This window comes from Rhizobium leguminosarum bv. trifolii WSM2297, from assembly GCF_000271845.1.
In genome coordinates this window covers 436,510-449,602 of sequence record NZ_JH719392.1, presented here as the reverse complement: position 1 = coordinate 449,602, position 13,093 = coordinate 436,510, and the positions used below count along the sequence as shown (strand labels likewise).

Below are 13,093 nucleotides of genomic sequence, written 5' to 3'. Positions count from 1 at the left end.
ATCCGCGGCCATCTCCCCGTGCCGCGGGCACGGGGTCATCTCCTTCGTTCGGATCGCCCCATGACCCAGTACATTCTTACGGTAACCTGCAAATCGACGCGCGGCATCGTTGCGGCGATTTCCAGCTATCTGGCCGACAAGGGCTGCAACATCATCGACAGCTCGCAGTTCGACGATCTCGATACCGGCAAGTTCTTCATGCGCGTCAGCTTCATTTCGGAAGAGGGGCTTTCCGGCAGCGAGATCGGCGCCGACTTTTCAGCCGTCGCCGCACCCTTCGAGATGGAGTACGAATTCCACGACAGCGAGAAGCGCATGAAGGTGCTGCTGATGGTGTCGCGCTTCGGCCACTGCCTCAACGACCTGCTCTACCGCTGGAAGATCGGCGCATTGCCGATCGATATCGTCGGCGTCGTCTCCAACCATTTCGACTACCAGAAGGTCGTGGTCAATCACGACATTCCCTTCCACCATATTCCGGTCACCAAGGCCAACAAGGTCCAGGCCGAAGCCCGTATTATGGAGGTGGCCGAGCAGACCGGCACCGAGCTGATCGTGCTCGCCCGCTACATGCAGATCCTGTCGGACGAGATGTGCCAGAAGATGTCGGGCAAGATCATCAACATCCACCATTCCTTCCTGCCGAGCTTCAAGGGCGCCAATCCCTACAAGCAGGCCTACGGCCGCGGCGTCAAGCTGATCGGGGCAACCGCCCATTACGTCACCGCCGATCTCGACGAAGGCCCGATCATCGAGCAGGACACGGCACGCATCACCCACGCGCAGTCGCCCGACGATTACGTCTCGATCGGCCGCGATGTCGAAAGCCAGGTGCTGGCGCGGGCCATCCACGCCCATATCCACCACCGCACCTTCATCAACGGCAACCGCACCGTGGTCTTCCCGGCCAGCCCCGGCAGCTACGCCTCCGAACGCATGGGTTAAGCGGCCCATGGGCGGCAAGGCGGTGGATACCACCGAAGTTTGGGGGGAAATGCATGCCGGATGGGCTTGCCACGACGCTAAAGACGAATATACTCAGGAAATAAATATTCCGTACAGGAAATAAGAGGGAACAGAAATGGCTCTATCATGGCGTTTCTCCGCCTTGGCGGATCGGCATCGCGCTCTGGGCTCGAAGCTCGAGGACTGGAGCGGCATGGGTACCGCCTGGACCTACGACAAGGACATGTCGGAAGAACATGTCGCCGTCCGCACCAAGGCCGGCCTCATGGATGTCTCCGGCCTGAAGAAGGTGCATCTGGTTGGTCCGCACGCCATCGCCGTGCTCGATTACATCACCAGCCGCGACCTGACGAAGATCTATCCCGGCCGCTCGGTCTATGCGACCATGCTGAACGATCGCGGCCATTTCACCGATGATTGCATCGTCTATCGTACCGGCCCGAATTCCTGGATGCTGGTGCATGGCTCCGGCTCCGGCCACGAGGAAGTCGTCAGGCAGGCGGCAGGCCGCAATTGCGCCGTGCTCTTCGATGACGACCTGCACGACCTGTCGCTGCAGGGTCCGCTCGCGGTCGATTATCTCGCCAAATATGTGCCCGGCATCCGGGATCTCAAATATTTCCATCACATGCAGACGACGCTCTTCGGCGCCCCGGTGATGATCTCGCGCACCGGTTATACCGGCGAACGCGGCTACGAGATCTTCGTGCGCGGCCAGGATGCCGTCATGGTCTGGGACCGAATCGTCGAGGAAGGCAAGGAGATGGGCATCATCCCCTGCTGCTTCTCCGTTCTCGACATGCTGCGCGTCGAAAGCTACCTGCTCTTCTATCCCTACGACAATTCGCAGATGTATCCTTTCGCCGATCAGCCGCCCGGCGACAGCCTCTGGGAACTCGGCCTCGACTTCACCGTCAGCCCCGGCAAGACCGGTTTCCGCGGCGCCGAGGAACATGCCCGCCTCAAGGGCAAGGAACGTTTCAAGATCTTCGGCATGCTGATCGATGCCGACGGCCCGGCCGATCTCGGCGACGAGGTCTTTGCCGACGGAAAGAAGGTTGGCGTCATTACCTGCCCGAGCTATTCGTCGCTGACGAAGAAATCGATGGCAATTGCCCGTCTCGACGTTGACAAGGCGGTTCATGGGACGAAACTCGAAGTCCGCGGCAAGACCGTGACGGCAAGTGCTACCGCTCACACACTTCCCTTCGACGATCCGGAGAAGAAGAAGAGGACTGCCTTGGGTTAAGGAGCACGCCAATGCTCGTTGCAGGCATCAAGAGCCGACCAGTCTACAAGGGCCTGACCATCCAGCCGCGGGCCCGGCGGCACATTTTCGCACTTGAAGGGGAGGGCGCCAAGGCTCTCCTCGACCAGCGGCCGGCGCTTGATGACGCCGTCCTTTCCCGCAGCGAGATCCTCTATGTCGCCCGCGGTTCGCAAGGGTCCGGCCAAGACGAGGCGCTACGTGGTCTCGGCGCCGACATGTTCTTCACCGCCCCTACCATCGCAACGCTGCTCTTCCGATTGAAAGGCTCGCTCGCCACCGCCCATATGGGGACGCGGCTTTATATAGCCGGCACCGAAGGTTTCATCGGCCAGGCGATGCTCGTGGCGCTTGATCACGGTATGGACCAGGCCTCTGTCATCACCGAGCACCGCGGCTCACTGGCCCGGCGGGTGCAATGCGTCCATTGCAAGGGCACCACCGACGACGTCACCACCAGCCCGTTCAGCTGCAGCCATTGTGGGCTGACGCTTCTGGTACGCGATCATTATTCGCGCCGGCTCGCCGCCTTCCAGGGCGTCAATATCGACGCGGAAGTGCCCGGCAGCGCGCCCGATCCGGAGGAGTTGTTCCTTTGAGCGGTGGTACAGAAATTCCCGTCCGCGTGGCGCGGATCACGCCGATTGCCGAGCGCGTCAAGCGCTTTCGCTTCGAGCGCCTCGACGGCAAGCCGATGCCCTATTTCTCAGGTGGCGCCCACATCATCGTTTCGATGAACGATGGCGGTCACATGCGCCGCAACGCCTATTCGCTGATGTCGCCGCCGCATGATTGCGCGGCCTACGAGATCAGCGTGCTGCACGTCGAAGATTCACGCGGCGGCTCCACTTTCATGCATGAAAAGATGCGGGAAGGCGACGAGCTGAAGGTGAGTTATCCCGTCAACCTGTTCCAGCCGGATTGGCGGGGGCGCAAACATCTTCTGATCGCCGGCGGCATCGGCATTACGCCCTTCATGGCGATGATGGAGCAGTTTTCGCGCGAGGGCGCCAATTTCGAGCTGCATTATGCCATCCGCACGCGCGACCGTGGCGCCTATTGGCGGGAACTGCAGGAGCGCTACGGCCCGCATCGGATCAAGATCCATTGCGACGCCGAAGGCGGCGGCATCCCGCTGACGCGTGTGCTCGACAGCCAGCCGCTCGGAACGCATCTCTATGTCTGTGGCCCGTCCGGCATGATCGACGGCGTGCTGAGGGCGGGGTTGGAGGCCGGCTGGCCGGAGCAGAACCTGCATTCAGAACGGTTTCTCTCATCGCTGCCCGGCAAACCCTTCACGATCGAGCTTATCCGTTCCGGCAAGACTGTGAAGGTCGGCCATCACGAAAGCATGCTGGAGGCGATCGAGGCAGCCGGCGTCGACGCGCCTTTCCTCTGTCGCGGCGGCGCCTGCGGTCAATGCGAAACCGCAGTTGCCGTCTGCGAGGGCAAGCTGCTGCATCATGACGTCTATCTGACGAGCGAAGAAAGAGCATCCGGCCGCAAGGTGATGATCTGCGTTTCCCGTTTCGAGGGAAATACGCTGCATCTTGATCTCTAGCGGCGTCGGAAAGAGCGGAACAAGGAGACCTGATATGGCAATCGCCTTCAAACAGGAAACATTCCGGAACGATTTCAGCTACCGGAACAGTCCTGAGAACATCCGTCGTTTCCCGTTTCCCTTCGATCGCGACGAATACATGTATTCCGTCAACATGGAGCCGCATGTGCGCGGCCGGGCGGGCACCGTCTATGAAAACCTGATCGACGTCGACGAGCATTATGTCGCCGAGATGCACGACCGGGCGCTGGTGCTGAAAGAGGATCCGCTGCGCTATCAGGCGTTGCCGCACATGATGAGCGCGCAATGGGATACGTTGGAACTGCTGATGGAAGAGCAGGCGGCGGGTTACCCCGACCACTTCACCCTGGTCCGCAACGGCGACCAGTGGCGCTGGATCAACCGTCCGCTCGGCATCGATGATAGTTTCACCTTCGGAGATGCCTCGACGCTGCCCTGCGAGCCCTTCGAATACATCACCCGCCAGGCCCAAGGCGATTTCTGCATCGTCGACCAGCGCGACGGCAATCTCTGGATGGATGCCGGCATGGTGACGACGCAGGCCGACTGGTCACTCGATTTCGACATCGGCATGAATTTCATGGAATGGCACGGGCCGGTGCCGCTCGCCCACCAGATCGGCGTCTTCGACCGGGCTTTGAAATTCCTGCTGAACCTGCAGCAGGGCAAGCCGACACGGCGCTTCAACTGGACGATGACGATCAATCCGCGCCTCGACACCAGCCCGGAGAATTACCACAAATGGGGTCCCGATCGCACCACGGTGACGCCGGAGAATGTCGGCGAGAAAGTGCATCTGCGCGTCGAATTGCAGAGCCTCTGGCGGCTGCCGCGCTCCAACGCCATCCTCTTCGTCATCCGCTGCTACATGATGAACATGGGAGAGCTCGTCACGGTGCCGAAATGGGGGCGCCGCTTCCCGCGTGTACTGAAGACACTGCCGCCGGAACTCATCGACTACAAGGGGCTGACCCGTTTCCGCGAGACGACGATCGACTGGCTTTCCAAATATGACGACGGAGCGCCGACCAGCCCCGGCATCTATCCCGACTGACGCCGCGCGTCGGTCCTGACGCGCAAAGCGCGCTGTAACACTTTGAATTGCGATATAATCAAGAGGGGAATGCTTCATGACAAGAGTAGCCGTCATCGGTGCCGGTCCTTCCGGGCTGGCGCAGCTGCGCGCCTTTCAATCGGCGGCCCAGAAGGGCGCCGAGATCCCGGAGATCGTCTGCTTCGAAAAGCAGTCGGACTGGGGCGGGCTCTGGAACTATACCTGGCGCACGGGCCTCGACGAATATGGCGAGCCGGTCCACGGCAGCATGTATCGTTATCTCTGGTCGAACGGCCCGAAGGAATGCCTCGAATTCGCCGACTATTCCTTCGAGGAGCATTTCGGCAAGCCGATCGCCTCCTATCCGCCGCGCGCCGTGCTCTGGGATTATATCAAGGGCCGCGTCGAAAAGGCGAATGTCCGACACTGGGTGCGCTTCAGCACGCCGGTGCGCATGGTCCGCTTCGACGAAGAGACGAAGAAATTCACGGTGACGGCGCATAACCGCGTCGAGGACCGGATGTATGACGAAGAATTCGACTACGTCGTTGTCGCAAGCGGGCATTTCTCGACGCCGAACGTACCCTATTTCGAGGGGGTAAAGACCTTCAACGGCCGGGTGCTGCACGCCCATGATTTCCGCGATGCGCTCGAGTTCAAGGGCAAGGACATCCTGCTCGTCGGCCGCAGCTATTCGGCCGAAGATATCGGCTCGCAATGCTGGAAATACGGGGCCAAATCGGTGACGACGAGCTATCGCTCGAAGCCGATGGGCTTTAAATGGCCGGAGAATTTCGAGGAGCGGCCGCTGCTGACCAGGCTCGAAAACCGCACGGCGCATTTCCTCGACGGTTCGAGCAAGGAGGTCGACGCGCTAATCCTGTGCACCGGCTACCAGCACCATTTCCCCTTCCTGCCCGACGAACTCCGGCTGAAGACCGCCAACCGACTCTGGGCCGACAGTCTTTACAAGGGGGTCATCTTCGACAGAAATCCGCAGCTTTTCTATATCGGCATGCAGGATCAGTTCTACACCTTCAACATGTTCGACGTGCAGGCCTGGTGGGCGCGCGACGTGATGATGGGCCGCATCACTCTGCCGCCGGAAGAGGAGCTGAAAGCCAATTTCGACATGTGGCGCGCCCGCGAGGAGACGCTCGAGGATGCCGAGCAGATGATCTGGTACCAGGGCGACTATGTGAAGGAACTGCTTGCCGAGACCGATTATCCCTCCTTCGACATCGAAGGCACCAACAAGACCTTCATGGAGTGGGAACATCACAAGGCACACAATATCATGGGCTTCCGCGACCATGCTTACCGCTCGCTGATGACCGGCAACATGTCGCCGACGCATCACACACCCTGGGTAGAAGCGCTCGACGATTCCATGGAGGAATATCTGCGCAACTGATGAGGCGGGCCATACGCTGCCGGAAGAGGGTCGCTCGCAGCAACCCTCTTCCGGCGCCGTTTGAAACGAATAAATCCATCTGCAACTCTTTTCTTCGGATGTCGCCTTCATGGATTTTCAAACGAGCATTCTCGGACGCATGAGCGGTTTTCTCTACCGCTGCCGCGCCGATGAAAACTACACCATGCTTGAGATGACCAATGGCATCGAGCGCATCTTCGGTTATCCCACTGATGAGATCATCGGCAACAAGACGCGGACCTTCACCTCGATCATGTACGAGGAAGACGTGCCATTGATGGATGAGATCGTCGGCCGGGCTCTGGAGAAGCGCACGGACTGGACGATGGAGTACCGCATTCGCCATGCGATGGGGCATCTGATCTGGGTGACCGAGACCGGCGGCGGCATATGGGACGAGAAGGGCGAGCTTCTCTATCTCGAAGGCAGCATCATCAATATCGAATCGCTCTATCAGCGAATCGACGAACGAACCGCCGACATGCGCGTCACCGCTTCGAAGACCAACGAGATCCTGCAATCGCTGCGCTACCTGAAGCTGCTCGCCGTCAATGCCGGCATCGAGGCCGCCCGCGCCGGCACTGCCGGATCGGGCTTTGCCGTGCTTGCCGCCGAGATGCGCACACTCGCCAACTCCTCCGAAGAGGCCGCGCGTGCCATTTCCGAGGCGCAACGCAAGGCGGAAGGCTGAGCGTTAGCCCGCTGCCGAAATATTTACGATTCAAGTCAAAAGCTGGATTGTTAACCGTCCGGCGCCTACGACGTTTACGACTTATTTTCAATGACTTGCTTCAATTTCGAAGTTAAAATCCTCCTGTCATTATCGGTAATTCTAAGGCTGCGTTAACTTTTTGTTAACCATAGCAGCGCTAGACATGGTCAACGATTTCTTCACATAGATGACCAAAGTGCTAACAGACGCTCGCTCTATCCGCATCAAGGGCCGCTCTTTCCTGGCGGTCATGTTATCCCCGGATCTTCCCATCGATGATTGGTTGATCAGGCTGGACGATCTGGCTGCACGTTCGGCCGGCTTTTTCCTCGGGCGGCCCGTCGTGCTCGACCTGACGGATCTGTCGATCGACCGGCAGCAACTCAAGGACCTGATTGCCGAACTTGCCAAGCGCAATGTCAGCATCATGGGCATAGAGGGCGCTCGGCCTTCGATCCTCGGCTCGGGCATGCCGCCGGCGCTCAAAGGCGGTCGGTCGGTTTCCGATATCGAGGTTCAGGCAAAGGAGCCTGTCGATCCGCCCGGCAAACCGGCAGTGGCAGAGGCTCGTCCGGCCATGCAATCGATCGTCATCAGGGAGCCCGTGCGCTCGGGGCAATCGGTGATCTTTCCGGAAGGCGACGTCACCGTCATCGGTTCGGTGGCCTCGGGTGCCGAGGTTATCGCCGGCGGGTCCGTCCATATCTATGGCACCTTGCGTGGCCGAGCCATGGCAGGGTCCATCGGAAACGCATCGGCGCGGATCTTTTGCCGCAAGCTCGAGGCCGAGTTGGTTGCAATCGACGGCATCTACAAAATGGCGGAAGACATGGCCCCCAATCTTCGCGGACAGGCTGTTCAGCTGTGGCTCGAAGACGACGCGATCATGGCAGAGAAACTGATCTGACGATAGCGCCGCGTCTCTTCGAGAGCCGCAAAGGACGCTTTAACACTTTGAATTACTGGGGCCACGGCAAAGGAGAGACAATGATGGGGAAAGTGATCGTCGTCACGTCAGGCAAGGGCGGGGTTGGCAAGACGACCTCGACCGCCGCATTGGGAGCGGCGCTGGCGCAACGCAATGAAAAGGTCGTCGTCGTGGATTTCGACGTCGGCTTGCGCAATCTTGACCTCGTGATGGGGGCCGAACGCCGGGTCGTCTACGATCTGATCAATGTCATCCAGGGCGACGCCAAGCTGACCCAGGCGCTGATCCGCGACAAGCGGCTGGAGACGCTGTTCCTGCTGCCGGCTTCGCAGACGCGCGACAAGGACAATCTGACGGCTGAGGGCGTCGAGCGCGTCATCAACGACCTGAAGCGCTATTTCGACTGGATCATCTGCGACAGCCCGGCCGGCATCGAGCGCGGCGCGACGCTTGCCATGCGCCATGCCGATGTTGCCGTCGTCGTGACCAATCCTGAAGTCTCGTCGGTACGCGATTCCGATCGCATCATCGGCCTGCTCGATGCCAAGACCGCCAAGGCCGAACGTGGCGAGCGGATGGAAAAGCACCTGCTGCTCACCCGCTACGACGCCAACCGCGCCGAACGCGGCGACATGCTCAAGGTCGACGACGTACTGGAGATCCTGTCCATCCCGCTGCTCGGCATCGTGCCCGAAAGCATGGATGTCCTGCGGGCATCCAACATCGGTGCGCCGGTGACGCTGGCAGAAAGCCGCAGCCCGGCTGCGATGGCCTATTTCGATGCCGCCCGCCGGCTCGCCGGCGAGTTGGTGCCGATGGCGATCCCTGAGGAAAAGCGGAATATTTTCGGCAAGATCTTCGGACGGAGGGCGGCATGAACATTTTCCGTCTTTTCAACAAGCAGAGAACCGCACCGGCCGCCCGCGAACGCCTGCAGGTGCTTCTTGCCCATGAACGTTCCTCGGCTGGTTCTGACCTGGTCTCGCTGCTGCGCGAGGAAATCCTTGCGGTGATCGCAAAGCACGTGCAGCTCGATCACGATAAGGTACAGGTGACCATCGATCGCAACGAGTACGTTTCGACGCTCGAGATCGATGTCGAAATTCCGCTGAATGCGGCCGTGCAGGCCGCTTGAAGTAAGGCGCTGCCTGTTGTCACAACAGGCAGCGCTTGAAGTCACGACTTCCTGGCTTTGCGATTGGCGTAGCGCAGGTCGCGTGCGGCTTTTCGGGCAGCTTCATCGGCAATGACGCGAGCGATCCGGTCTTTGTCGGCCGCTTCGCGCGCGTCGGCGTCGGCGCGTGCCGCAGCCTCGGCGGCTGCCTGGCGCTCTGCTTCCACGGCCTGAGCCCGCTCCAGTTCCTCACGCTTTACCCGGTCCCGCTCGGCGCGCCGTTCTTCCCTGGCCGCGGCGACAGCCTGACGCTCCGCCTGCTTTGCCAGCCGGGTCGGTTCGGCCGTATCCTTAGCGGTACGATACGCATTGAGGAGAGCTGCCTTGGCTTCGGCAGCGGCGCTGCGACGATCGGAAAGCTCGTTGTTTCTGGCGTGTTTCAAATCTGTTACCTGACTGTTTGACTTCGAGACTAGAGCACGATGCCGAAAGCCGCGCGGTTTTCGGAAGACCCTATGCTCTATCTGTTCGATTTGGATCTAGATGATATTATGCCAATCCGGCGCAAAATCATCCAGACTTAAATCACATTTTCTTTTTTCGCTTCGTGGCCGGGGCATTTTCCGCCATCAAGCGATCCTGCAATTCCTTGGCCTCACGGGCCTCGCGCAATCTCAAGGTCTTTTCATCACGGGCGCGCACGGTCTGGTCGATCTCTTCGACCGCACGGCTGCGCGCCAGAAATTGCGATTGTGCGTTTCCGAAGGCGATCTCCGCCCGCTGGCGTGATTTGCTGTGTGTCTCTGTCATATTCATCCTGGATTTTCTTGGGGCGCGCCGCGCGTCTTTTCCGACGCGCAAAGGGCGCCGCAACAGCTTGAATTGCTGCATAATTCCTTAGATCGATTCCGAGTTAAGAAATGATGCAGTGGGGTGCTCGGCGGGCGCAGCAAAAAGGCCAGGCAACCTGCCTGACCTTGCCGGTATCACGCTTTCAACAGTGCCAGTACATCCGTGGTCAAAGGAAAGCAGATATCAATTTAGGCAGCTTGAAGATTGCAAGCGGACATTTTGCCCGACTTGTTATCGCGCTCAAGCTCGTAGCCGATCTTCTGACCTTCGACGATTTCACGCATGCCGGCGCGCTCGACGGCAGAGATGTGAACGAAGGCGTCAGCGCCGCCGTCATCAGGCTGAATGAAGCCGAAACCCTTGGTGGAATTGAACCATTTAACTGTGCCAGTGGTCATAACAAACCCTTTCATAGCAATTGACAGGCCGACGTGCGAGATGCACGGCGGATGATAATCTCGATTTTGAAGAGGGAAGTTCGTCCAGGGCACGTTGTCGGCGTGCGATAACAAAAGTCAAACAAGCAATATCGACAATCCCGATATAATCATCGAACTCGGATTTGTCAACTTTTAGTTTTTTGAAACTCTCAATTCTCTATGTGGTTGCATACCGGCCGCTCTACACATCGCCGCTCGTCGGCCACGCGTCCCGGTCTCGAATGCATGCGTCACGAGCGCGGCCGCGTCTTTTGCGGGTCATAATGCGAAAGCGGCACGATCGTCGCCGGCAGCCGTTTCTGGTGGCCGTCGAGCTTGCCGAGTTCGACCTCGGTGCCGGGGCTTGCATGCATCACGTCGATGCGGGCGAGCGCGATCGTCTTGCCGAGGATCGGCGAGCGGGTGGCGCTGGTGATGACACCGACCTGGGCCCGTCCGATATGGATGCAATCGCCGTGGCCGACAGCCTCGTTGGCCTTGACGTCGAGGCCGACGAGCAGATGGCGCGGATGTTCCTTACGCCGGATCAGCGCCTCGCGGCCGATGAAATCGTCCTGCTTGGATTTCAGCGGCACGGTGAAGCCGATGCCGGCTTCGAACGGATCCGTCTGGTCGGTGAATTCGTGATGGGCAAAGATCAGGCCCGCCTCGATGCGGACCATATCGAGCGCCTCCAGCCCCATCGGCTTCAACCCGTGCGGCTGCCCTGCCTCCCAGACGGCGTCGAACACCGTCAGCGCATCCTTAGGATGGCAGAATATCTCGTAGCCGAGCTCGCCGGTATATCCCGTGCGCGAGACGACAACAGGCGCCCCTTCGAAGCCGCCGATGCGGCCGACGGTGAAGCGGAACCATTCGAGCTCGCCGATTTGAGGCTGGCGCGGCGCCGTCCAGATGATCTGCTTGAGGATGTCGCGGCTCTTCGGTCCCTGCAGAGCGATATTGTGCATCTGATCGGTCGAGGAGCGGACCCAGGCCTTGAAGCCCTTCTTCTCGGCTTGCTGACGCAGCCATATGCCGCTGAAATCATCGCCGCCGATCCAGCGGAAGTTCTTGTCGCCGAGCCGGAAGAGCGTTCCGTCGTCGATCATGCCGCCGTTTTCGTAGCATATGGCGGAATAGACGACCTGGCCGGTGGAAAGCTTGCGCACGTCGCGTGTCAGGCAATATTGCAGCAGTTCCTCGGCATCCGGCCCGGTCACCTCGAACTTCCGCAAGGGCGTGAGGTCGATGACGGCGGCGCGCTCGCGGCAGGCCCAGTATTCCTCGACCGGCCCTTCGGCGGAAAAGCGGTTCGGCAGCCAATAGCCCCGATATTCGGTGTAATCCCGCGTCAGCGTCGAGAGGCGGGGATGGAAGGCGGTTTCCCGCGTCAGTTCGGCGTCGGCATCTGGGGTCATGCGATAGGCCACCGCTCTTGAGAATTTTTCGTTTCCGGAAAAGGTGCGGACATGGATATCCGTCGGATCCCAGCCGTTTGCCGCGTCGATATCGTCGGGGCAGGACGAGGAGACGCAGACGAGATCGGTCAAGGCCCGCATCAGTACGTAATCACCAGGACGCGACCAGGGCTCGTCGAGATAGAGCTGGTTATTGTGGTCGATATTGGTGTTGTAGAAATAGTTCAGCGCTTCCCAGCCCTTGCGGCCGGCAATGCCGTAGGGCGCCAGCGCAGCGTTGAAATTGTCCGTGCAGTTGATGTGGCCGGGATAGCCCATGTCGTCGTAATAACGCGAATTGCAGGCGGTTGCGAAAGCGTCGTGACGGCCGACCGTATCCTGGACGATCTCGACCAGCGGCTCGAAGTCGCGGTCGAAGGCCTTGGAGGGCAGGCCCGGCATCGGGTAGCTGCGGCCGAGCAGCGTGCGGGTCACCGTCGAATCCAGCGCGAGATCGAGGCCCTTGTCGACCTTGCGGGCGGCGAAAGCCTGGAAATCGGTGCACTGCCGCCCATAGACATCGATGATCTGGATGAACTCGCCGGCGCGCACGAAATAGGCTGCCGCGGTCGCCGCCCGGATGCGGATATCCTCGATCGGGTCGGCGGCCGGTTCCGGCAGGGCGGAGGCATATTCGCGGATCAGCAGGCTGCGCTTGATCCTGACCTCGATCGGCGTCGCCGTATCCTGCGCTTCCGGCGACATGGCGCCGGCGGGTGCCGCGACGATCAGCAGGCCCTTGATGGAAATGGTGAAATCCGCCCGGCTCCCCGGGCTCGATCCCGTCCCGAACAGACGCAGCGCTCCGGCCGCCGCAAGATCGGCGCCGCGCCGCTCAAGTGCTGCACGCGTGCGGGCGGCACTCTCATCCTTTGTCTGAAGTATGGCCTTCAAACCCTCGGCTGAGTTGCTGAATGACGTTCCCAAACCCGCTGCCAGGAACCGTCCCCTTTCGTCGAGGAACGAGATCTCGCAGACCTGTCCGCCCTCGCTGTCGATGACGCTGACGCTGTCTCCCGGCTCGACGCGCACGACGACCGATCCGCCGCCCTTTGCCCTGTAGCGCTCGACGCCCTCCGGCAGGTTGGGAATGCCGGGATAACGCACCAGGCTCGCAGTGGCCGGCCGCAGGCCCGTCATAGCAGGATAAAGTTCTCGCATTCTGCCCTCATGGGAGGATCGGCATGCCCTCGGGCACCCACCCATGCAGGTTACAAAATGCCTGGAGAAAGTAAAGTCATGTTGACTAAAAAGAAAATATCTTCACTATGTATAAAGAGTTCAGACTCGGAAATCCGTCGGGA

Annotated in this window: 14 protein-coding genes; 10 read left to right on the top strand and 4 right to left on the bottom strand. The window is 60.2% G+C overall.

Annotated features, from left to right (window positions below; genetic code table 11):
• Positions 1 to 60: 60 nt before the first annotated feature.
• From purU to minE, 10 genes are all read left to right on the top strand, one after another.
• A complete protein-coding gene (purU, locus tag RLEG4DRAFT_RS02040) occupies positions 61 to 945 on the top strand; it encodes a formyltetrahydrofolate deformylase (protein WP_003575006.1) in 885 nt (294 codons plus the stop codon).
• Between the two features lie 136 nt (positions 946 to 1,081).
• Positions 1,082 to 2,215, top strand: a complete 1,134-nt coding sequence (locus tag RLEG4DRAFT_RS02035; RefSeq protein WP_003575005.1) for an aminomethyltransferase family protein — start codon at positions 1,082 to 1,084, stop codon at positions 2,213 to 2,215.
• An 11-nt stretch (positions 2,216 to 2,226) separates the two neighbouring features.
• A complete protein-coding gene (locus RLEG4DRAFT_RS02030) occupies positions 2,227 to 2,832 on the top strand; it encodes a dimethylamine monooxygenase subunit DmmA family protein (RefSeq protein WP_003575003.1) in 606 nt (201 codons plus the stop codon).
• Entirely contained in the window at positions 2,829 to 3,794 is a 966-nt protein-coding gene (locus RLEG4DRAFT_RS02025) for a PDR/VanB family oxidoreductase (RefSeq protein ID WP_003575001.1), read from the top strand. Before RLEG4DRAFT_RS02030 ends, RLEG4DRAFT_RS02025 begins: the two co-directional genes overlap by 4 nt.
• 34 nt (positions 3,795 to 3,828) lie before the next feature.
• A complete protein-coding gene (locus tag RLEG4DRAFT_RS02020) occupies positions 3,829 to 4,869 on the top strand; it encodes a heme-dependent oxidative N-demethylase family protein (protein ID WP_003575000.1) in 1,041 nt (346 codons plus the stop codon).
• 76 nt (positions 4,870 to 4,945) lie between these two features.
• Positions 4,946 to 6,283: an NAD(P)-binding domain-containing protein gene (locus RLEG4DRAFT_RS02015; RefSeq protein WP_003574998.1), complete on the top strand. Its 1,338-nt coding sequence runs from the start codon at positions 4,946 to 4,948 to the stop codon at positions 6,281 to 6,283.
• Positions 6,284 to 6,392: 109 nt separating this feature from the next.
• Positions 6,393 to 6,995 (top strand): methyl-accepting chemotaxis protein, encoded by a 603-nt coding sequence (locus tag RLEG4DRAFT_RS47375; RefSeq protein WP_003574997.1) that lies wholly within the window; start codon positions 6,393 to 6,395, stop codon positions 6,993 to 6,995.
• A gap of 208 nt (positions 6,996 to 7,203) precedes the next feature.
• Entirely contained in the window at positions 7,204 to 7,923 is a 720-nt protein-coding gene (gene minC / locus RLEG4DRAFT_RS02005) for a septum site-determining protein MinC (protein WP_003574996.1), read from the top strand.
• 83 nt (positions 7,924 to 8,006) lie between these two features.
• Positions 8,007 to 8,822: a septum site-determining protein MinD gene (minD, locus tag RLEG4DRAFT_RS02000; protein WP_003594851.1), complete on the top strand. Its 816-nt coding sequence runs from the start codon at positions 8,007 to 8,009 to the stop codon at positions 8,820 to 8,822.
• Positions 8,819 to 9,079 (top strand): cell division topological specificity factor MinE, encoded by a 261-nt coding sequence (minE, locus tag RLEG4DRAFT_RS01995; RefSeq protein ID WP_003574994.1) that lies wholly within the window; start codon positions 8,819 to 8,821, stop codon positions 9,077 to 9,079. Before minD ends, minE begins: the two co-directional genes overlap by 4 nt.
• 41 nt (positions 9,080 to 9,120) lie before the next feature.
• On the opposite strand, the gene RLEG4DRAFT_RS01990 is transcribed toward minE, so the two are convergent.
• The 4 genes from RLEG4DRAFT_RS01990 to RLEG4DRAFT_RS01975 form a co-directional block, all read right to left on the bottom strand.
• A complete protein-coding gene (locus tag RLEG4DRAFT_RS01990; RefSeq protein WP_003574993.1) occupies positions 9,121 to 9,501 on the bottom strand; it encodes a DUF6481 family protein in 381 nt (126 codons plus the stop codon).
• A gap of 142 nt (positions 9,502 to 9,643) precedes the next feature.
• On the bottom strand, positions 9,644 to 9,868 hold the full coding sequence (locus RLEG4DRAFT_RS01985; protein ID WP_003574991.1) for a hypothetical protein: 225 nt from the start codon (positions 9,866 to 9,868) through the stop codon (positions 9,644 to 9,646).
• 230 nt (positions 9,869 to 10,098) lie between these two features.
• On the bottom strand, positions 10,099 to 10,308 hold the full coding sequence (locus RLEG4DRAFT_RS01980) for a cold-shock protein (protein ID WP_003548109.1): 210 nt from the start codon (positions 10,306 to 10,308) through the stop codon (positions 10,099 to 10,101).
• A gap of 272 nt (positions 10,309 to 10,580) precedes the next feature.
• The gene (locus RLEG4DRAFT_RS01975; protein WP_003574990.1) at positions 10,581 to 12,950 is read right to left on the bottom strand and encodes a DUF1989 domain-containing protein; all 2,370 of its coding nucleotides are present in this window, start codon (positions 12,948 to 12,950) and stop codon (positions 10,581 to 10,583) included.
• Positions 12,951 to 13,093: the final 143 nt, after the last annotated feature.